This window comes from Arthrobacter sp. BE255, from assembly GCF_031457335.1.
Classification (GTDB): Bacteria; Actinomycetota; Actinomycetes; order Actinomycetales; family Micrococcaceae; genus Arthrobacter.
Genome location: NZ_JAVDWK010000006.1, coordinates 138,041 through 158,208 on the forward strand (window position 1 = coordinate 138,041; position 20,168 = coordinate 158,208).

Here is a 20,168-nt window from a genome sequence, read left to right on the forward strand (position 1 = left end):
GCTTCGATGGCAGAGAAACGGGGCGCGTATGCGAAGTCGGGCAAACGCCGGCAAGCTCTCAGCGAGGCAACGCTTAGGCTCGTCCAAGAGAAGGGACACCGCAGCGTTACGGTTTCCGAGGTTGCCGAGCTGGCGGGGACGAGTGAACCAACGGTGTTTTACCACTTCCCCACCAAGGAGAGCCTCCTCATCTCGGCATTGAAGCAGTTTGACGACGAGAATATCCGTGGCGAAGGAGCGGAAGCAGGCGCGATTGCCGACATGGGACATCGGGCGGAAGTGGGTGTTCGCCGTCCGCATATCCCGCTTCTGTACGCGGAAATGGCCGGCGCCGGCGTCGACCGTGAACACCCTGCGAATGAGTACTTTCAAGGCCGCTTGGCCCGATCGCTGAAGGTCATAGCAACCGACATTCACAGGCTTCAGGATGAGGAAGTGGTCCCGCGTGACATTGACGCCGATATCGCCGCGCGTCTTCTCCTGGCGGCCTGGGAAGGCCTCCAATTCCAGTGGCAACACGGTCCCGAGTTCGACATTCGAGCCCACCTGGAGTGGCACATCCGGGCCGTCCTTGGTCCGAAAGCGCTAAGCACCGATCCCGTAGCAGATGAAGGGCCGCGTCCGCCGCTGGATGATCCGCGTCCGACCTGACAGAGGCATCTACGGCATTCCGGTAGGAGCTCTCGCAAACAGCCGGTATCCGGCCACCGGTTTGAGCGTCGGGATTGCTTTGGGGCCCCGCGCGTCCCCCTTCTTCGGTGGTGGCTAAACGACGCACAGACGAAGGGGAGACCGACCCGTCACGGCGACGATCGACGCGCCTCGCGCCGAAGCCCCGCTGTCTTCGTTGATGACTGAGAATCCTAACCTCGGGGGTTGAACTGCTGGCCGTTATTGCGCGAGGTAACCACCGTCTACGGGTAGCGAGACGCCGGTAATGTATGTTGCCGCTGGGTTGGCCAGGTATGAGACGGCCGCAGCAATGTCTGCCGGCTCGGCGATGCGTTTGAGGGGAATTGCACTCGCCACGCGTTGCCTTGTGGCTTCGGGGTCGTCTTGGCTCGATGCCCACTGCGCGTAGAGAGGCGTATTGGTCATTCCCGGTGCGACCGCGTTGACGCGGATATTCTGCGGGGCGAGTGGCGGCCTGTCCAAGGAAATCCCGGTGCGGTTCGGTGATTGGCAACATGAGCCAGCCAGGAAGATTCCGAGTACGCCTGCTCCCGGATTCCGTTCCGCGCTGACTTGTCCTTAACGTCGGGGGACTTTTCGATCGGGCGATGGAGTTGCGGATGCCGCGCATAACTCGCGCTCTGGATGGTGGGTTCAAGGTTTCCTCGTTCTCTGGGTCGGCTCGGGTAGCACCTGCGGATGGTCACGTGAGGTTCAAAGGGAAGGGCGCCGCCCGAGGTCTCTGACCCGGACGACGCCCGCCTTACTTCAAGGGTTTAGTTAGCGCTGGAGCGCACCTTGTGATCCCTGCATTTTTGTCGTTCTGCTCCTGTGCGGCGGCGAGGCGCCGGTCCAGCTTCCCGAGCGTTTCCGGTGCGAGGAGTGTCGCTATTACGGTGATGTTCCCGATCACGCTGAAGTAGAGGATCACCCAGCCCGGCTCGCCGTTGCCGGCGTTCAGAAGCGCGACGGCGACCAGCGGCGCGATACCGCCGGCGAGAACCGAGCCGAACTGGTAGCCCATTGACGCGCCGCTGTAGCGCAGCTTTGCGGAGAACAACTCGGAGAAGAAGGCGGCTTGCGGGCCGTACATCGAGTTGTGGAAGACAGCAAGGCCGATGATGATGGCGAGCGTTGCCAGCAGTGCGCTGCCCGTGTCCGTCATGACAAAGTAGAGCGGGAAGAACAGGAGCCCGCCGATCGAGCCAAACAAGTACACCGGCTTGCGACCAATTTTGTCAGAGGGGATCGCCCAGAGGGGTACGGCAAAGACGCCGATGGCGGAGGCGATCAGGACCGACAATGTGCCTTGGTTGGCGCGCTCGGCTCCAAACGTCCTCATGATATAGACCACCGAGAATGTCGTGTATAGGTAAAAAGCGGCTTTTCTGCCAGTCGCATGCCAACAACGAGCCAGATTCCCTTGGATTCTTTCGTCATGGCTTCGCCTAGGGGTTTCTTCGAGGTCTGCTTCTTCGCAACTAGTTCTTTGAAGTCCTCGGAGTCCTCAAGCTTGGCGCGAACGACCAGGCTTATGACGATCATGATCAGGCTGAGCAGGAAAGGCACTCGCCAGGCCCAGGCGTCGAAAACCTCTCCAGACAAGGCGGACTTGACGATCAGGACGCTCGCGTTAGCGAGCAGCATGCCTGCCGGGACGCCCATCTGCGTGAAGCTTCCGAGGAATCCGCTGCGTCCTGCGGGGGCGTGTTCGATGGAAATGACGGCCGCGCCGGCCCATTCGGCTCCCGCGCCGAAGCCCTGCAAAAGGCGCAGCACCGTCAGGAGGATGGGGGCCCAGACTCCGATCTGGGCGTAGGCGGGGAGCAGGCCCATGGCCAGGGTGGCGAAGACCATGATGAGCAGCGACAGCACCAGCATCGGCTTACGGCCGATTTTGTCGCCGAAGTGGCCGGCGAACATGCCGCCGAAGGGACTTGCGGGGCTATACCCCTAAAGACTGTGTTGTCGCACGTCGGGGGCATTTCAGTTCCAACGGTTGTACGAGCTCCTTCGCAGTTTGATTATCACCGGACGCAATGCCGAGTGTAAATCAGTTTTCACTTAGTTCAGCTATGTCTGTCGGATGATGGCAAGATAAAATAGCCGTAGCTATGGTGTACCACTCAGTTTTCAACTATCCTCAAAATATGGAAGCTGTCACGCGTACACGACGCCCTTACGCCAAGACGGTGGAACGCCGTCTTGCGGTCGCGCGGGCCGCGCTTGAGATCATTCTTGAGAAGGGGCACCGGGCGCTGACGACTGCGGAGGTAGCGGCTCGTGCATGCATGAGCGAAACCGCGATGCTGTATCACTTCCCCACGCGTGATCATATTCTGGTGGCCGCCATGGAGTTGGCCGATCAGAACAGCCGGGAATTGCTTACTGAACAGCTTGGAGGCAGCTTTGCGCTTCGGGATGAGTGGCCCCCGCCCGAGCTCGCGCGCCTCAGCGGAGAGGATGAGTCAGTATCACGACTCTTCCTCGCGTTGAGTGCTGAGGCGGTGAATCCTGAGCATCCGGCACACCTGTACTTGAAGAACCATCGTGAGAACGCGGTCCTCCAGTTTGCGGAGGGTGTGAAGATGCGGCAGGCTGACGGATACGCCCTGCCTGGATTGGACCCACTCAGCGTTGCCCGTCAGATGGTGGGGCTCTGGAGCGGGCTGCGCATGCAGTGGCTTGTCGACCCGTCATTTGATCTGGTGGCGGAAGTGTCCCGGGGTTTCAAAGCCCTGACCGGTCAGCCGCTGATGGAAGCCAAGCATAAAATTGGTGACCTCTTATCGGAAATTTAATGCGATTATCTCCCTGCGCGGAACAGGCTACCCAATAAAAGGAATGCCCCAAGCCTGATTTCCTCTATCTGCCTCCTTAATGAATTAACAGGCAGCTCTATTGCCTTCCGGTTTTACCCTTACGGGGTCGGAATGCCCTCTCATATAGGTCCGGAATGCGGCCTTCTGACGCTGAAGTCAACGATCGCTTTTGCGCGCCCAATATCCCTTATTTCCATGGTAACCATCGCCTTAATAAATTTTTCGGAAACAGGTTGGCAACCGGTTGTAATATCGTTTCAAAGATGCTTTGCTTGTGATGCTGGTCACCGAATTAAGCGAATCGCGGATTCAGCCCCGACGCCACAAATGACTGCTTTCCTATCCCCAAACCGACAAAGGAGTCTCCCAATATGATTTCACTCTCCCCCCGGGCCAGATCGCTGACGCGTACGGCGTCTGCCTCCCTGGCCCTGGCAGCACTGCTGGCCACCGCGGCCTGCTCATCCCCCTCAGCAGACCCCGCTGCGGGGCAGACGTCATCCCGTAATGAGGAACTCAGCATCGCCGTTCAGGCGCAGCCGGCTTCCCTGGATCCGGCGCAGCTCGCCGAAGGACAACAGTCCTACATCTGGGCATCCATCTTCGACACTCTGTTGATGGTTGATAAAGACGGGAAAGTCCAGGCCAACGCGGCTGAAAGCTGGAAGTACTCGGAGGATCTGCGCACCCTGACGCTCAAACTTCGCGGAGATCTGAAATTCAGTGCAGGGGATCCCGTTACTGCGAAGGATGTTGTGGGCACACTGGAGCGGACCCGGGCAACTCCGGGGCAGCAACAGTCCAAGCTCGCCAAAGTGACGTCAGTTACGGCCCCCGATGACTCAACGGTCGTCATCCAGCTGTCCTCACCCGAACCATCACTCCTGAACTACCTGGCTCAGGCCACCGGCGTCATCGGTGACCCGGACACGTTGCCGGCCGAGACGACCAAGCTTCGCCCCGCAGGCTCGGGTCCCTACGTTCTCTCAGACGCAACGGTGGACGGCACGGAGTACGTGCTCGAGCGCAGGGAAGATCACTGGAACGCGGCCGCCTACCCCTTCAAAACGGTCAAGGTCCGCGTGATCCAGGACCGGACCGCGCAATACAACGCGCTTCAGGCCGGTGAAGTAAAGGCAGCCCTGATCCAGGCCCCGCAACGGAAGCAGGCCGAAGGGGCTGGGTTCACCGTCAAGGAGGTCCAGGCGACGGCTGCGCTCCTTCTCGTCCTGGCTGACCGAAAGGGCGAAATCGTCCCGGCGCTAGCCGACGTGAAGGTCCGTCAGGCCATCAACATGGCATTTGACCGCGAGCAGGTCGTGAAGGCCCTCCTCAACGGCGTCGGCAAACCGACGGTTCAGGTATTCAACCCCAACGGAGACGCATACAACTCCGAGCTCGAGGGCACCTACGGCTTCGATCCGGCGAAGGCACGGAAACTTTTGGCGGAGGCTGGTTATCCGAACGGTTTCGCCATGACGATGCCCAGCACGGTCATTTCGCAATCCTTCGAGCCGGTGATCACGCAGGCTTTGACTGACATTGGTATCAAGGTGACCTGGGAGCCGGTGCCCCCGCAGAACACGGCGTCATCGATCGCTTCCAAGAAGTATCCGGCGGTGCTGTGGTTCGCGGGACTCAACGATGCAGGGCGCGAGGTCGGCGATATGTACACGCCCCAGGCATTCCTCAACCCTTTCAAGTGGCAGGACCCTAAATTCGATGCGCTGCTCGAGGATGTCGCCAACGAGTCAGACGACGGCGCCCGTTCGGACCTCTACAAAAAGGTCAGTGAATACACGGTGAAGGAAGCCCTGAACGCGCCCATCGCGTACGTCGGCACGCTCTGGGCGACGGCGCCAGGGGTCGATTTCCTACCTTCGGTGGTCGTGTTGCCCACGGTTCGTGACTTCGCGGTAAGCGGCGGCTAGGCCACCGAAAGGCGGAAGGCCCGACGTCGGCGCCGGGCCTTCCGCCCCTTTCCCGCAAACCCCCAAACGGGTTCAACCGTCTCCGTTACATCCGGCTCAATGCCCCGCCCTGAATTCGCTACTACGCACTGCGGGGGCTCAGTCTGAGCCATCCCAAAAACACGGTGCCGTTAAGACAACGGCACCGACCGCCACAAGGCGGCATCACCCACGACAAAGGAGTTCGAAGATGCCAGAGGAAATGTTGCGAGGAAGCTCATGATCATCTATGCCCTACGACGTCTTGGTGCGGGCATCGTGCTCGCGCTGCTCGTCACCATGATCACGTTCTTCCTCCTCAGCGGCTCCCTGGAATCCGTGGCCCGCGAACGCCTGGGGAGCGCAGCCACACCCGAGTCCATCAAGGGCCTCATGACCCAGCTCGGTTTTGACAGGCCGGCTGGTATCCAATACCTCGATTGGCTCGGGTCGGTACTGACTGGTGACTTCGGCACGTCGCTTTTTACCAGCCAGCCCGTCGCTCCCGCCGTTGCGTCCCGTTTGGGTGTCACGCTCTCGCTTGTCGTTACCGCGCTCATTATTACTGTGATCATCAGCGTCGCGCTGGGTGTTTGGGCGGCGTCACGCGGCGGAGTGGCCGACAAAGTTTCCCAAGGCCTCTCCCTGGTTGGTTACATCGTCCCCGGGCTGCTCATCGCGATTGTCCTCGTCGCGGTGCTGGCTGTGAACCTGAAACTGCTTCCGGCGACCGGCTTCACCCCGTTCGCCCAAAACCCCGCAAAATGGGCGGCATCCATCACTATTCCTGTGATTGTGCTTGTTATCGGGGGAGTGGCGAACATGGCCGCGCAGGTACGGGGGTCCATGATCGATGAACTTCGTAGAGACTACGTCCGCACCCTGCGGACCCGCGGCATCCCGACACGCTCCATCGTGCTCCGCCATGCCCTGCGGAACGCTGCCAGCCCGGCCCTGACCGTGCTGTCCCTTGAATTCATCCAGATGCTGGGCGGAGCACTCATCATCGAAAACGTGTTCGCGCTTCCTGGCTACGGCCAGTACGCATTCAACGCGTCGCTCCAGGGGGACATCCCCATCATCATGGGCATCACCTTGTTCAGCGTCATGCTCGTGGTCACGGTGAACCTCATCACCGACGTAGTCAACGGCTGGCTCAACCCGAAGGCGAGAATCAATTGAGCATCGAAGAACTCAGCATCGATCCAGGGCTGGCAGCCCCACCCCGGAAATCTCCGCTGCGCAGACTCCTCAAGGACCCGCAGGCCCTCATCACCTCCGCACTGCTGCTGGTCATCGTCGTCCTGGGCCTTCTCACGCCGTGGATCGCCCCGCATGAACCCAATGAGGCCCAGCTGAATGCCATCAACGCCGTGCCAGGGACGCCCGGTTACCCACTGGGAGCGGACCAGAACGGTCGCGATATCGCGTCCCGACTGCTTCATTCGATCAACACGAGCATGGTTGCAGGCCTGATCGGCGCGAGTGTTGCCCTCATCATCGGGGTGACCTCCGGCCTGATTGGCGGCTACTTCGGGCGGCGGCTGCGCAACGTAACCGAATGGGTCTTCAGCCTCGTCATGACCTTCCCCGGGTTGCTGCTGCTGATCATCCTCATGCCGGTCACCAAGGGTGACTACCGCGCGACCATGCTCATTTTTGGTGTGCTGCTTTCACCCGGGATCTACCGCATCGTGCGGAACCTCGTGATCGGTGTAAAGAACGAGCTCTACGTCGACGCTGCACGGGTGTCCGGCCTGTCCAACCTCCGTATCCTGGGCCGGCACGTCCTCTTCGTCGTCCGTGGACCCATCATCATCGCCGCCGCGTTCCTGGCCGGATCGGCGATCAGCCTGCAGTCAGGCCTCGCCTTCCTGGGGGTGGGGTCGAACCTTGTTCCCAGCTTCGGCGCGATGATCGCGGACGGCTTCACCAACCTCTACGTTGACCCGACCCAGTTCATCTGGCCCAGCGTCGTGCTCGGCACGCTCACTGCGTCCCTGGTCCTGCTGGGCAACTCCCTTCGTGACGCGTTCGAGGGCGTGAAACTGAAGCCGTCAAAACGGGCGACCCCCCACGTCCAAGCCCAAGGCCGGAATGCCAGGGATGAAAAATCAGATGACCTGCTGTCCGTAGAGGACCTGGTTATCGCCTATCCGACGCCGTCCGGTCAGCTGAACGAAGTCGTGAAAGGTGTCACTCTCAGCCTCCGTGCAGGGGAGACTCTTGGCCTGGTCGGCGAGTCAGGGTCCGGCAAGACCCAAACCGCCTTCTCCATCCTTGGCGTTCTCCCGTCGGAAGCTGTGATCGTGCGCGGCACCATTCAGTTGGAGGGACGGAATCTGCTCGGCCTCAGAGAACGGGAACTGCGCGAACTGCGAGGGCGTGAGATCGCCTATATTCCCCAGGAGCCCATGTCGAACCTGGACCCCTCCTACACCATCGGCGCTCAACTCGTGGAAGGAATCCGCGCCTCGGCACGGATGTCCGGCGCAGGCGCCAAGGCCAGGGTGCTCGCACTCCTGGAGCGGGTGGGAATCCCAAACCCGCAACGGACCTTCAACTCCTACCCCCACCAGATCTCCGGTGGAATGGCCCAGCGCGTACTGATCGCCGGCGCAGTGGCAAGCCGTCCCAAACTGCTCATCGCCGACGAACCGACAACCGCACTGGATGTAACCGTCCAGGCCGAGATCCTCGATCTCCTGCGGGACCTGCAGGCTGAACTGAACATGGCCGTGCTGCTCGTGACCCACAACTTCGGGGTAGTCGCCGACATCTGCGACCGGATCGCGGTGATGCAGAACGGCCAGGTTGTCGAGTCGGGGACGGCACTGGAGCTGTTCCGGGAACCCAAACACCCATACACGCAGATGCTCCTGGGGTCGATCCTCGACGAGCACACCGTCCGGACTGACCCACCCGTGCCTGTCGCGGCGGCCGCTGGGGAGAGAAGCTGATGACTACGCCACTTTTGGACATAACCGACCTCCGCGTCGCCTTTGCCGGCCGTGGATTCCGTGCCAAGGCCATCGAGGTCCTGCATGGGGTGTCCCTGAGCATTAGTGAGGGCGAGACCCTGGGCGTGGTGGGAGAATCCGGATCCGGAAAGACCACCATCGGCCGTGCTGTCCTGGGCCTGGTAAAGCCCAGCGGAGGGAGTATCCGCTTCCAGGGAGCGGATATCACCCACGCCAGCCCGAAGGACCGCCGCACCCTGTCCAAAGACATCCAGGTTGTCTTCCAGGACCCCTACACGTCGCTGAATCCGTCACTGACGATCGGGGACACACTGAGCGAGCCGCTCGTGGTGCAGGGTGCCACGGCCAGTGATGCACGAGCCCGCGTTCAGATGCTGCTGGACCAGGTCGGCCTCCCACGGGATGCCGCCGAGCGTTTGCCGCGGGAGTTCAGCGGCGGGCAGCGTCAGAGAGTCGCCATCGCCCGCGCCCTCGCCCCCAAACCAAAACTCATCGTCTGTGATGAGCCGGTCTCGGCACTGGACCTGTCCACACAGGCCCGGGTGATGGACCTTTTCATCGACATCCAGCGCAGCACGGGTGTTGCCTACCTGTTCGTCTCTCACGACCTGGCAGTCGTTCGGCACATCAGCCACCGCGTCAGCGTCGTCTACAAAGGGGACATCGTCGAAACCGGATCCGCTGAGCTGGTTACTTCCACGCCGGAACACCCATACACGCAAAAACTGCTGCTGGCGGCACCGATCGCGGACCCGGTGGAGCAGGAGAAACGCCGGGCAGAACGTCACCGAATGGCAGAGCTCCATCGTGAACAGAACGTCCAGGCGGGCGTCGCATGACGGGGACAGCGCCGATACTTCCCGGTTTCCATCCCGACCCGTCCATCTGCCGGGCCGGTCAGGACTACTACCTGATCAACTCAAGCTTCGAGTACTTCCCTGGCGTACCACTATTCACGAGCCGGAACCTGCGAAGTTGGACGCAAATCGGCAACATCCTTGACCGCGAAAGCCAGCTCAACGTAAGCCCTGGCCTCTCCGGGGCTGGCAGAGGCATCTACGCACCGACCATCCGTTTTCACGACGGACGATTCTGGATGACAACGACCAACATCACGGACGTGGTCAAGGGACACCTCATTGTTCACGCCAAGGACCCCACGGGCCCCTGGAGCGACCCGGTCTACACCGCCGGCGCCATCGGATGGGATCCAGACCTGTCCTGGGACGAGGAAGGACACTGCCACCTCGCGTGGGCTGACCCGAGGGGCGGCATCGCGCACGCAACGGTTGACCCCCTCACCGGCCAGCTGCTCTCCGAAACGGAGCTGATCTGGCGCGGGACTGGCCTGTCCTCCCCCGAGGGCCCCCACCTATTCCGCAAGAACGGCTGGTGGTACCTCCTTGTTGCCGAAGGCGGAACAGGCCCGGGACACGCGGTAATCATTGGCCGCTCCCGCTCGGTCACCGGACCCTACGAGGCTCACCCCGAAGGCCCGATCCTCACCCACCGCAGCACCTCCCACCCAGTACAGAACACCGGTCACGCCGACCTGTTGGAACTCAACGACGGCGGCTGGGCAATGGTCTACCTTGGCGTGCGCCCGCGCGGAGAATTTCCCCGCTTCCACGTGAACGGACGGGAGACCTTCCTCGCCGGAGTGGACTGGACCGGTGAGTGGCCTGTGGTCATTCCGGATCGCCACCAGGAACCCCAGCCCACGACGTCCTTTATCGAAGATTTCGGGGCGGCGGAACTGCACCCGCGCTGGATCGCCCCGGGCGTCTCTCCGGCAACTTTCTGCCACCTCGACGGAACCGGGGGAGTCACCCTGGCCGCAGGCCGCGGGCCCGAGGACCGGGAAGCCAAGCATCTGCTCGCGGTACGGGCGCGGGACGCCGAATGGGAGGTGAACGCCGAAGCACCAGAGGGTGACTTGTCACTGATCGTCCGTGTTGATGACGCGCACTGGGCTGGGATAGAGCGTCGCGGCGATGTGCTCTCTGCCCGTGCCGTTATCGGGCCCATGGACCAAATACTCGCTTCCAGGAACGAGATCCCCGCCGGGGTGCCACTTGCCCTGCGGGCAGTGGGCAACCCACAACAGCATGGTGTCCGGACGGGGCCGGACAGCCTCGAGCTGGGCTACCTGCAGGACGGCTTCACGGTCCTGGCCGCTATTGATGGCCGGTACCTCTCCACAGAGGTCGCAGGAGGGTTCACCGGCAGAGTCATCGGGGTGGAAGCGCTGGCCGGGCAGGCGCGGGTGGACCGCTTTGAGTACTCGGCTGGTGCCACTGAACCTGCCGCCACGCCCGCGTTTTGAGAGGCACAACCGTGAACGAATCAACCGATCCGCCGGACCCGCTGCGTTGGGCGATCGCCGGGGCCGGAACCATTTCCCGAAGCATCGTTCCTGACCTAAAGCTCATTCCCGGCAACCGGGTAGACATTGTCTTCAGCAGGGACGAAGCCAAGGCAGCCCGCTTCGCCGAGGAGTTCGGGCTTCCCCGCTGGACCGATGACTTCGCGTCGCTCATCAGCGATCCCGGCGTTGACGTGCTGTATCTGGCAACGCCCTTCGCTACGCACGCTGCCATGGCCCGTGAGGCGCTGCTCACCGGCAAGCATGTGGTGGTCGAAAAGCCCATGGCCTTGAACGCCGTCGAGGTCGAGGAGTTGTTCGCCCTGGCCCGAAGCCTGGGCCTGTTCCTCATGGAGGCCATGTGGATGAAGTTCAACCCTGCCTTCCGGCACCTTTTCGAGCTCCTGGATTCCGGGTTGATTGGGAAACCAGCAAGCCTGCGGGCGGGCTTCGGTTTTCCCCTGATTGCTGATGGCGGCAGCCGGTGGGACGTGGCACGCAGCGGCGGGACACTGCTGGACCAGGGGATCTACCCCGTCACTCTGGCTCACGCGATCTTCGGCGAGCCCACAGGCATCCACGCGGGCGGACGCCTCCGAGAAGACGGCCTTGACTTCGCCGAGCACTTCACCCTTGACTTCGAAGAGGGCCAGTTTGCCCACTGCGCGAGTTCAATGACTGAATTTGTCGACCCCTCGGCGTCAATCAGCGGCACCTTGGGCTGGATCACGCTCCCGGGCATGTTTTGGACCTCGACGACCCTCCTGGTCCACGCCGGCACTTGGGCCAAAATGTTCGCCCCCGAGCCGATCGAGCACGAACGTGAAGGCAACGGTTACGTTCCCATGCTTAGGGCTGCCGGGGAGGCCATCCGCTCGGGAGTAACCGAGCATCCGATACATCCGGCATCAGAAACGATTGCCGTTTTCCGGACGCTGGACACCATCAGCCAGCTCGTCAAGGATTCCGTTGCAGCGTTTCCGCTGGAAGGCTCCCAGGGAGCCGCCCGAACTGAAGTCAGCGATTATGCCTGACGCCGAAGATGTGCGGTTGACCGCTCCGGCCCGAAACGGCACGGCGCAGACGACTATAAGTACGGGCCGGGTCTACAAGGAAGCCGAGGCTCCCCGCTTGCCCGAGGCTGCAGGACCGCTGCCAGCTCCCTCCGGTGACCCGCTTGAACCGGCCCGCCGACCTGTCTCCGGAGCGGGAACAGTCGGGCGGGGCACTGTTGCCCTTCTGGTCGTTGCGACATTCGGTGGGGCGATGGCGCTGATCGTCCCTATGGCATTTACGCTCGCGCTTCGACTCGATGCGCTGGCCCCGGGACGGCAGGAACTCCTCGGCTACACGATCGGCATTGGGGCAGTCTTTTCACTCCTTGCCTCACCCCTCACGGGAATCTTGAGTGACCGGACACGCAGCCGTTGGGGCCGCCGTCGTCCGTTCACGGTCGGAGGGCTGATCCTGGGGCTCGCCGCGACGCCCATCATGGCGTTCGCGTCCGATCCGTTCACTCTGACCGTGGGGTGGGTGCTGTGCACCGTCGGGTGGGGCACCGCCTTGGGTTCTATCGGCAACTACCAGGCGGACCGGCTGCCCCTCCACCAGCGGGGAAAAGTTTCCGCGCTCACCGTACTGACCATGCAGGTATCTCCGGTGGCAGGAATCCTCCTCATCGGGCTCGCCAGCAAAGAGGCCCCCTGGGTTTTCGCGATTCCTTCCCTGGTAGGAGCCGTGTGCGTGGCCTCCTTCATCATCTTCGTGAAGGAACCCGACACCCGGGGAGCGGTGTTCCCCGAACCACTATCGGTTCTGAGGTTGGTCAGGAGCTTCGGCTTCAACCCGCGGAAAGAGCGGGACTTCGCGTGGACCTGGCTGGGCAGGTTCGTCTTCTTCTTCGGGCTGTCACTGACCACCAGCTTCAGCACGTTCTTCTACGCCCAGCGCCTTGGGATCGAAGTTTCCATGGTCGCCTCGGTCCTGGCCGTGATCTCGGCAGCCAGCGTTCTCAGTGCCACTTTGGGGTCCCTCGGGGCAGGCTGGTTGTCCGACCATTGGGCCCGGCGCCGCCCGTTCATCATGGCCGCCACGGTCCTGTTCGCCCTGGGTGCATCCGTCACCGCCTTCGCGGACGATCTGGCCACCCTTCTGGCGGGCACGCTGTTGTCATCGCTCGGGATCGCGGTCTTCAGCGCGGTGGGCCAGGCGCTGGTCCTGGACGTCCTGCCCCACCGGGAAACACAGGCCGGACGCTTTATGGCCATCACCAGTTTTTCGCAAAAGATCCCCGGGGCACTTGCCCCGTTCGCCGCCACCCTGCTGCTGTCCCTGTCAACCGTCGGCGATGCGAAGAACTACACCCTGCTCTACCTCAGCTCCGGGGTCCTGGCGCTGGCCGGCGGACTCATCACCGTGCTGGCGGTACGGTCCGTCCGCTAAAAGCAGCCAATGCAACAACCTTCACGACAAACCGGAACGACCGGCAGCCGCTTGTCGCATCAGCCACGTCCTTATCAGCTAACCATTTCGACCATTCCTCAGGAGGAATTCAGTGCTTAAGCCCCGCACCACCACCACCCGTGAACTTGTCAATCTCGACGGCCTCTGGCGCTTCGCCCTCGCGGATGCCGGGATCCGCCAGCCTTGGTCAGGAACCCTGGAAACAAAGCTCGAGGCCCCTGTGCCGTCCAGCTACAACGACCTCTTCATTGATCCGAAAATCCGTGACCACGTGGGATGGGTCTGGTATCAGCGGTCCGTGCGGGTTCCCCGCGGCTGGGCAGGGGAAAGAGTGCTTCTCCGCCTGGACGCAGCCACGCACGAGGGCAGGGTGTACGTCGACGACGTTCTCGTCGCCCAGCATGTGGGCGGCTACACACCGTTCGAAGCCGACATCACCGAACATGTCTCGCCGGGTGGTGAATTCAGGCTCACTGTCGGCGTGAACAACGAGCTGACCAGCGCGACCATTCCCCCCGGCAGCATCACCGTGACCAAGGACGGGCGCCGCCAGCAGACCTACCTGCATGACTTCTACAACTACGCGGGCCTGGCCCGCTCGGTGTGGCTCTACAGCAAACCCGAGCGCCACATCGAGGACGTCACGATCACCACCGGCATCATCGGTCAAACGGGCGTCATCGACTATGCCGTGGCGGCGAGTCACGAAACGAGAGTCCGCGTCCGCGCACTGGACGCGACCGGACACGCAGTCGCGTCCGCGGAAGGAACCAACGGAACCCTCAGCATCGAGGCAGTCACTCTGTGGCAACCGGGCGCCGCGTACCTTTACGACCTGGTCGTGGAGCTCCTCGACGGCGGTGAGGTGATCGACAGCTACACCCAGCCGTTCGGTGTGAGGACTGTCGAAGTGCGCGGAACCCAGTTCCTCATCAACGGGGCACCGTTCTACTTCACCGGTTTCGGCAAGCACGAGGACACCGCGGTCCGCGGCAAAGGACACGACAACGCCTACCTGGTGCACGACTTCCAGCTGCTGGACTGGGTCGGCGCGAACTCCTTCAGAACCTCGCACTACCCCTACGCCGAAGAAGTGCTGGAGTTCGCGGACCGCAACGGCATCGTCGTCGTCGACGAGACAGCCGCCGTCGGACTTAATCTTGGCGTCCAGGGAGGCCTCACCGGTATCGGGCCGAAACCGACGTTCTCCCCGGAAACCTTCAACGACGAAACGCAGGCCGCCCACGCCCAGCACATCCGGGAACTCATCGCCCGCGACAAGAACCACCCCAGCGTTGTCATGTGGAGCATCGCCAACGAACCCGCGTCCAACGAGGACGGCGCACGCGAATACTTCGAACCCCTCGTGCAGCTCGCGCGGGAACTGGACCCCACACGCCCCCTGACCTACGCCGTGGTCATGTTCGCCACCTTCCAGAACGACAAAATCGCCGACCTGTTCGACGTCATCAGCATCAACCGCTACTACGGCTGGTACGTCTTCACCGGAGACCTCGCGACCGCCGAGCACTATCTCGAAACCGACCTGCGCGGGTGGGTGGAGGCTTTCGGCAAACCCATCATGATGAGCGAATACGGGGCCGACACCATGCCCGGCCAGCACTCCGTCTGGGACATGCCCTGGAGCGAGGAATACCAGCAGAACTACCTCGCCATGAACCACCGCGTCTTTGACAGGATCGAGGCCTTCGTCGGGGAACACGTCTGGAACTTCGCGGACTTCCAGACCTCCAACGGCATCCACCGTGTGGACGGCAACCGAAAAGGCGTCTTCACCCGCGACCGTAAGCCCAAGGCCGCGGCACACGCCTTGCGTTCCCGTTGGACGGGCCTCGGTGGGATCAAACCGTCCGGGAATGGCGCAGCCATCCTCCTGAACGAGCAAACGGAAAGCCGCCCCGTACCGGCCCTTGAGGGAGCGAAATGACCGACACCATCAAACCCCTGACCGGCTCGCGCTCCATCCGGGAATGGCTGGACCACCCGGTGGGAGGTCCGCTGCTGCGGGGAATGCTCACCGACGCCGGGCAGGATGAAGCAGCCCTGAAACCGATCGAACACTTCGCCCTCCAACAACTGGTCGAACTGGGTGCCGGCCAGTTTCCCCAATCCCTCCTCGATCACCTGGTGCTCGAAGCCAATGGGGGAGTGGCCCCCGGCGACGACAGTGAGGCCGACCAGGCCGGTGCCCAGACAGGGCCCTGGGCGGAACGCATCTCGGCGGGAAGATTCGACGGCCAGACCGTGATTGTCACCGGTGCGGCCTCAGGCATCGGCCGGGCCACCGCATCCCGGATCGTTCGCGAAGGCGGCAGGGTCATCGCTGTGGACATCGCCGCTGACCGGCTGGACGCACTGGTCACAGCCCACCCGCAGGCAGAAATCGTTGCCGTGCCGGCAGACATCACCAACGACGACGACATTGCCCGGATTGTTGAAGCAGCCGGATCCCGGATTGACGCGTTGGCAAACGTCGCCGGGATCATGGATGACATGACCCCGCTGCACGAGGTCTCCGATGCCGTGTGGACCAGGGTGTTCGCGGTCAACGTCGATGGGATGTTCCGCCTGACCCGCGCCGTTCTTCCGTCCATGATCACGGCGGGACGGGGCTCCATCGTCAACGTTGCTTCGGAGGCTGCCCTGCGCGGCAATTCCGCGGGTTTGGCCTACACGGCCTCCAAACACGCCGTCGTCGGCCTGACCCGCAGCACCGCATTCATGTACGCGCCGCAAGGGATCCGGGTGAACGCGGTCGCCCCCGGCCCCGTCGCCACAGGCATTGAGGCCAACTTCAGTTCGGAACTGGGTGCGCAAAGGCTGGGACCGTTCATGCAGATGATCCCGCCGGTGGCAGAGGCTTCCCAGCTGGCCGCGTCCATCACGTTCCTGCTCAGCAATGACGGAACGAACGTCTCGGGGGCCATCCTGCCCTCAGACGGCGCCTGGTCGGTTCAATAGCACTCAGGGGTAGGCGCGGGGGATGGGCCGGCATGCCGGCCTGCCCCTTCCCGGGAGCCGGACCACGGCTTTTCCGGCAATGACGGAAAAGGCGAGCGTGCTCGGTTGATTCCGCTTGCCGCGACAACGAGGAGTTCCTCATGATTCAAACGTCCTGCCCTCACTCGGTCACCATCAGAGTGACCCATCCTGGCGCGCCCGATGATCAGGTGCCGGGCAAACAGAAAGCACGGACTGTGAAGGTGACGGCTGCACCGGGTACGTGGCAGCCCGAAGATGACTGGACCCTGCTTGTTGGCCAGAAGATCGAGATTCACGAACAGGGAAAGATCCTCGATTGCGGCCGCGTGGAGGACGTGACAAAGGACGGGTACGTCCTCTGGCTGGAAATGGATGGACCGACGTGCCGGCGCATCATTGAGAAAAGTCCTATACGTCTTGTGAAGGTCCTTTGTGAGGCTCCAGTGGACGATTTCTCGCGGGCTGACCGATCCATTTTGGGCGAAGGTGGCTGCCTCCCTGTACGACCGACCGACCCATGAACCGACAGGAAACGAATAACCATTGACCGATACCGCCCGCATCTTCTGCAATCCGCTGGACCTTGCCTACCGATACCAGGACATCCGCTTCTCCGGCGTAGTGCGTGGTATGAGGTTAGGGGAACCGCGCCGGACGGTCCACCGTGAAGCCGCTGACCCCTCGATCGTCCTGTACCGCCAGCGCTACTACCTCTTCGCCTCAATGTCAGCCGGATTCTGGCACTCCACCGGCCTCGTGAACTGGGAGTACCGAGCCACCACAAAGCTGCCCGCCCTCGATTACGCTCCGGACGTCAGGGAAGTCGACGGTGCCCTCTACATCAGCGCTTCCCGCAAAGAAGAGAACTGCCCCTTTTTCCGAAGCGTCGACCCACTGTCCGACGACTTCACGGAGGTGACGCCGGGAACATTTCAGTTCTGGGACCCCCACCTCTTCCAGGACACCGATTCCACCACATATCTCTACTGGGGTTGCGATAACAAGACGCCGCTCTATGGTGTCCAGGTCGACGACTCATTCAAGCAGGTCGGGGAGCCGCTTCCGCTGATCGCCTCCGCTGATCGCCTCCGACACGGACGCGCACGGTTGGGAGCAAATCGGCGAGGACTACGTCCAGAAAGTACCGGCGACGGAGCGGGAGAAGCTGGTCGCACCGACCTGGGTGCGCCGGGACGAAAAACGCTTCCCCCGCGCCGAGCGCGATCCCGAACGGCTGCTCAGCGGTCGCTTCAGTATCGATGGCCCTGTCCTCAGCGTATTCGGCGAGGAGCTGCTCAAGGCCGATGCCCGGGCGTTCGCCGTTTTCATGCGCCATCTGCGCGAAGTTGACCCGCAGCACACCGTAATCGCGGTTCAGGTGCAGAACGAAGTGGGACTGCTCGGTGACAGCCGCGACCGCAGCCCCCTCGCCGAAACGGCGTGGGCGTCGCCCGTGCCTTCCGAGCTGCTGGCGGGCCTGGCCGAGCGCGCGGACGACCTTCATCCCTGGGTGGGGGAGCTGTGGGCACGCCACGGCTCGCGAACAGCAGGCACATGGGCAGAAGTCTTCGGCGCGGGGAGCGATGCGGAGGAGCTGTTCATGAGCTGGGCATTCAGTCGGTTCGTAGGGCAAGTCGCCGATGCAGGGATCGCCGAATACCCGCTTCCGGTCTACACCAATGCCTGGCTGGGCCCGCAGCCTAACGCGCAGGAGCCGGGCCAGTACCCAACCGGCGGACCGGTTGCACGAATGCTTGATATCTGGCAGATCGGCGCGCCCTGCCTTGCCTTCCTCTCTCCTGATATCTACATAGAGGACTTCGCCGGCACCCTGAGTAGTTACTCGACCGCTGGCAACCCGATCTTCGTTCCCGAGGCGCGGCCCGACGCCGGACTCCTGTTCATCACCATCGGCCGCTTCGGAGGGATCGGTTTCCACCCATTCGGGATCGAAGATGTGCCCGACGGCCACGACCTTTTCGACGCTTACGCCGTGATCCGGGAGATGCAAGGAATCATCACGCGGGCTCAGGCTACCGGAGCCATTTATGGGTTCCGTGTCGAGACCGGTCAGGAGGAGCGGGTCTCGCTTGGCGGCTACGAAATTTTGATCTCCGGACCCCTCGACACCCGAGGCATGTTCGGCGAGGGAACCGGGGCTGCTGCCGCATCCCTGATCGGCTACGGTCTTGTTATCCAGACCGCACCGGAGAGGTTCCTCGTCGTGGCCCGCGGCGCATCGATCAGGTTCTCCCGCCCTGATGCCATCGTGGAACTCGACACCCTAACTGAGGGCACCTACCGTGACGAGCAGTGGACGCCGGGACGCGTTTTGAACGGCGACGAACGCTACTACATGTTCCCCAAAGACAAGCTCCGGACGGTCCAAATTGAACTACTTCGACGCCCTGAGCATTTAACTGTTTCTCATTGAGAAGGTGGAGGGGACCAAAATCCCCAGCGGACGCTTGAAGTGAGCGCCAACAATCGCTTTCTGCAGTACAGCGACGGCTCCCCGGTCTACTACCTGGCAGACACGGCCTGGGAATTGCTTCACCGCTGCACGCTGCCCGAGGCCGAACTGTACCTGCGGGACCGCGCCGCCCAAGGCTTCACTGTCATCCAGACTGTCCTCCTGGCTGAACTGGACGGGCTTCGCGCCCCGGACGCCGGGGGTCGGCTTCCGCTTGTGGATGAAGACCCGGCGCGGCCCAACGAGGAATATTTCGCGCATGTCGATGCGGTCTTTGACATCGCACAATCGCTTCGTTTGTTCCTCGGGCTACTCCCGGCCTGGGGTGACAAGTGGAATCTGCGGTGGGGCACGGGCCCCGAGACGCTGACGTCCAAAGGGGCCAGATCATTTGGAGCCTACGTAGGACGAGGTTACGCACAGCGTAACGTCGTCTGGATACTTGGCGTTGACCGCCCCGTGGAGTCGCCGCAGCACCTGGACATACTTCGATGCATGGCTGAGGAGATACGCGAAGGAGACGGCGTGCGAAACCTGTATCGGCTGTCCCGGAGTGAAAACCCACGAAGGGTTCCTTGTGAATGAAATCTTCAGCGGTCAATCGCTGACCATCAGCATGCCAGCCACGGTATGCCGATCCTGGCGGACCCGATGATGGCTGGTTCCGCCAGATGGAAGCCCCAAGACGATTGGACGCTGCTGGTTGGCCGGCATATTGCGATCCACGAACACGGAAAAGTCCTGGACTCGGGCCGGGTGTTGAACCTGACAAAGGACGGGAACATCCTTTGGCTGGAGATGGATGGTCCCAGGTGCGGCCGCCTCGTTGAGAAGAACCCCGTAGGCACGTAAAGGCACTGTGAGCAGTGCCCGGGGTAACGCTGTGCAGCGGCACCGTGGATCCTGTAACCGCAGGAAGCCTACTCCCGGGGGCCCCGCAGTTCGCGGCTCACCGCACGTAATCCGGTCTCCAGTGCCCGGAGCTCGGCCACACTGAGCCCGGCGAGCACGTCACCGCCCAGTTCAGGGCGCGCAGCCATGAGTTCACGAACAACGGAGCGCCCCAGGCTGGTGGCATAGATGCGCCGGACCCGTTGATCGTTGGGGTCCAAAGAGCGGGTGGTGAGTCCTGCTGCCACCAGACGGTCGACAAGCCGGGACATGGACGCCATGGAAACCCCAAAAGTGTCCACCAAACCACCGCTGGTCGCGCCGTCTTCGGCGGTCACAATGACGGACAGCACTTTGAGCTGCTGGATCGTCAAGTCCGTGGTGAGCAAAGGCTGCAGGATTCGGGGGATAGAGCGGATCGTGATGGCGATGGCCAGCGCATCAATGTTCTGCTGTACCGACTCGCGGTCGTCCTTGGTGTCCGGCATGATGCCCACGTTACCCTCCCCGCAACGGGCCGCTCCCAATTTACTTAGCTTCAGGCTAAGC

At 62.4% G+C, this 20,168-nt stretch carries 18 protein-coding genes and 1 pseudogene; 15 read left to right on the forward strand and 4 right to left on the reverse strand.

Annotated features, from left to right (window positions below):
* Positions 1 to 6: 6 nt before the first annotated feature.
* Positions 7 to 651: a TetR/AcrR family transcriptional regulator gene (locus J2X42_RS12580; RefSeq protein ID WP_310165593.1), complete on the forward strand. Its 645-nt coding sequence runs from the start codon at positions 7 to 9 to the stop codon at positions 649 to 651.
* Between the two features lie 240 nt (positions 652 to 891).
* Here J2X42_RS12580 and J2X42_RS23405 read toward each other — a convergent pair whose 3' ends face one another.
* The 3 genes from J2X42_RS23405 to J2X42_RS12590 all read right to left on the reverse strand — a co-directional run bounded on the left by J2X42_RS23405 (position 892) and on the right by J2X42_RS12590 (position 2,595).
* Entirely contained in the window at positions 892 to 1,155 is a 264-nt protein-coding gene (locus J2X42_RS23405; protein ID WP_396134071.1) for an SDR family oxidoreductase, read from the reverse strand.
* A 280-nt stretch (positions 1,156 to 1,435) separates the two neighbouring features.
* Positions 1,436 to 2,014 (reverse strand): MFS transporter, encoded by a 579-nt coding sequence (locus J2X42_RS12585; RefSeq protein ID WP_310165594.1) that lies wholly within the window; start codon positions 2,012 to 2,014, stop codon positions 1,436 to 1,438.
* Entirely contained in the window at positions 2,011 to 2,595 is a 585-nt protein-coding gene (locus J2X42_RS12590; protein ID WP_310165596.1) for an MFS transporter, read from the reverse strand. Before J2X42_RS12590 ends, J2X42_RS12585 begins: the two co-directional genes overlap by 4 nt.
* Positions 2,596 to 2,822: 227 nt before the next feature.
* Here J2X42_RS12590 and J2X42_RS12595 point away from each other — a divergent pair, with 227 nt between their 5' ends.
* From J2X42_RS12595 to J2X42_RS12655, 14 genes and pseudogenes are all read left to right on the forward strand, one after another.
* Positions 2,823 to 3,473, forward strand: coding sequence for a TetR/AcrR family transcriptional regulator (locus J2X42_RS12595; RefSeq protein WP_310165599.1), 651 nt, complete (start codon positions 2,823 to 2,825; stop codon positions 3,471 to 3,473).
* Between the two features lie 392 nt (positions 3,474 to 3,865).
* Positions 3,866 to 5,425, forward strand: a complete 1,560-nt coding sequence (locus tag J2X42_RS12600) for an ABC transporter substrate-binding protein (RefSeq protein WP_310165601.1) — start codon at positions 3,866 to 3,868, stop codon at positions 5,423 to 5,425.
* 258 nt (positions 5,426 to 5,683) lie between these two features.
* The gene (locus tag J2X42_RS12605; RefSeq protein WP_310165603.1) at positions 5,684 to 6,625 is read left to right on the forward strand and encodes an ABC transporter permease; all 942 of its coding nucleotides are present in this window, start codon (positions 5,684 to 5,686) and stop codon (positions 6,623 to 6,625) included.
* On the forward strand, positions 6,622 to 8,403 hold the full coding sequence (locus J2X42_RS12610) for a dipeptide/oligopeptide/nickel ABC transporter permease/ATP-binding protein (protein WP_310165605.1): 1,782 nt from the start codon (positions 6,622 to 6,624) through the stop codon (positions 8,401 to 8,403). The genes J2X42_RS12605 and J2X42_RS12610 overlap by 4 nt, the downstream gene beginning before the upstream one ends.
* Entirely contained in the window at positions 8,403 to 9,263 is an 861-nt protein-coding gene (locus tag J2X42_RS12615) for an ATP-binding cassette domain-containing protein (protein WP_310165607.1), read from the forward strand. Before J2X42_RS12610 ends, J2X42_RS12615 begins: the two co-directional genes overlap by 1 nt.
* A complete protein-coding gene (locus J2X42_RS12620) occupies positions 9,260 to 10,750 on the forward strand; it encodes a family 43 glycosylhydrolase (RefSeq protein WP_310165609.1) in 1,491 nt (496 codons plus the stop codon). The genes J2X42_RS12615 and J2X42_RS12620 overlap by 4 nt, the downstream gene beginning before the upstream one ends.
* A gap of 11 nt (positions 10,751 to 10,761) precedes the next feature.
* Positions 10,762 to 11,823 (forward strand): Gfo/Idh/MocA family oxidoreductase, encoded by a 1,062-nt coding sequence (locus tag J2X42_RS12625; RefSeq protein ID WP_310165611.1) that lies wholly within the window; start codon positions 10,762 to 10,764, stop codon positions 11,821 to 11,823.
* 232 nt (positions 11,824 to 12,055) lie between these two features.
* On the forward strand, positions 12,056 to 13,231 hold the full coding sequence (locus J2X42_RS12630) for an MFS transporter (RefSeq protein WP_396134072.1): 1,176 nt from the start codon (positions 12,056 to 12,058) through the stop codon (positions 13,229 to 13,231).
* Between the two features lie 112 nt (positions 13,232 to 13,343).
* On the forward strand, positions 13,344 to 15,200 hold the full coding sequence (gene uidA, locus J2X42_RS12635) for a beta-glucuronidase (RefSeq protein ID WP_310165613.1): 1,857 nt from the start codon (positions 13,344 to 13,346) through the stop codon (positions 15,198 to 15,200).
* Positions 15,197 to 16,234 (forward strand): SDR family oxidoreductase, encoded by a 1,038-nt coding sequence (locus J2X42_RS12640; protein WP_310165614.1) that lies wholly within the window; start codon positions 15,197 to 15,199, stop codon positions 16,232 to 16,234. Before uidA ends, J2X42_RS12640 begins: the two co-directional genes overlap by 4 nt.
* Positions 16,235 to 16,374: 140 nt before the next feature.
* Positions 16,375 to 16,776: a hypothetical protein gene (locus tag J2X42_RS12645; protein WP_310165615.1), complete on the forward strand. Its 402-nt coding sequence runs from the start codon at positions 16,375 to 16,377 to the stop codon at positions 16,774 to 16,776.
* Positions 16,777 to 16,885: 109 nt separating this feature from the next.
* A pseudogene (locus tag J2X42_RS23410) lies at positions 16,886 to 17,305 on the forward strand (family 43 glycosylhydrolase); the annotation flags it as partial.
* A 133-nt stretch (positions 17,306 to 17,438) separates the two neighbouring features.
* A complete protein-coding gene (locus tag J2X42_RS12650) occupies positions 17,439 to 18,689 on the forward strand; it encodes a DUF5597 domain-containing protein (protein WP_310165616.1) in 1,251 nt (416 codons plus the stop codon).
* Between the two features lie 39 nt (positions 18,690 to 18,728).
* Positions 18,729 to 19,313 carry a DUF4038 domain-containing protein gene (locus J2X42_RS12655; RefSeq protein ID WP_310165617.1) on the forward strand — a complete coding sequence of 195 codons (585 nt, stop codon included), beginning with the start codon at positions 18,729 to 18,731 and terminating at the stop codon, positions 19,311 to 19,313.
* Between the two features lie 335 nt (positions 19,314 to 19,648).
* On the opposite strand, the gene J2X42_RS12660 is transcribed toward J2X42_RS12655, so the two are convergent.
* Complete coding sequence (locus J2X42_RS12660) at positions 19,649 to 20,107, reverse strand: MarR family transcriptional regulator (protein WP_310165618.1); 459 nt, start codon at positions 20,105 to 20,107, stop codon at positions 19,649 to 19,651.
* Between the last annotated feature and the right edge of the window lie 61 nt (positions 20,108 to 20,168).

What these genes read in the sequence shown, in the direction of transcription:
- J2X42_RS12645 (WP_310165615.1), top strand. Translation starts at nt 16,375, where the DNA reads ATGATTCAAACGTCCTGCCCTCACTCGGTCACCATCAGAGTGACCCAT.
- J2X42_RS12580 (WP_310165593.1), top strand. Translation starts at nt 7, where the DNA reads ATGGCAGAGAAACGGGGCGCGTATGCGAAGTCGGGCAAACGCCGGCAA.
- J2X42_RS12630 (WP_396134072.1), top strand. Translation starts at nt 12,056, where the DNA reads ATGGCGCTGATCGTCCCTATGGCATTTACGCTCGCGCTTCGACTCGAT.
- J2X42_RS12585 (WP_310165594.1), bottom strand. Translation starts at nt 2,014, where the DNA reads ATGAGGACGTTTGGAGCCGAGCGCGCCAACCAAGGCACATTGTCGGTC.
- J2X42_RS12605 (WP_310165603.1), top strand. Translation starts at nt 5,684, where the DNA reads ATGATCATCTATGCCCTACGACGTCTTGGTGCGGGCATCGTGCTCGCG.
- J2X42_RS12615 (WP_310165607.1), top strand. Translation starts at nt 8,403, where the DNA reads ATGACTACGCCACTTTTGGACATAACCGACCTCCGCGTCGCCTTTGCC.
- J2X42_RS12600 (WP_310165601.1), top strand. Translation starts at nt 3,866, where the DNA reads ATGATTTCACTCTCCCCCCGGGCCAGATCGCTGACGCGTACGGCGTCT.
- J2X42_RS12640 (WP_310165614.1), top strand. Translation starts at nt 15,197, where the DNA reads ATGACCGACACCATCAAACCCCTGACCGGCTCGCGCTCCATCCGGGAA.
- J2X42_RS12660 (WP_310165618.1), bottom strand. Translation starts at nt 20,107, where the DNA reads ATGCCGGACACCAAGGACGACCGCGAGTCGGTACAGCAGAACATTGAT.
- J2X42_RS12595 (WP_310165599.1), top strand. Translation starts at nt 2,823, where the DNA reads ATGGAAGCTGTCACGCGTACACGACGCCCTTACGCCAAGACGGTGGAA.
- J2X42_RS12620 (WP_310165609.1), top strand. Translation starts at nt 9,260, where the DNA reads ATGACGGGGACAGCGCCGATACTTCCCGGTTTCCATCCCGACCCGTCC.
- J2X42_RS12590 (WP_310165596.1), bottom strand. Translation starts at nt 2,595, where the DNA reads ATGTTCGCCGGCCACTTCGGCGACAAAATCGGCCGTAAGCCGATGCTG.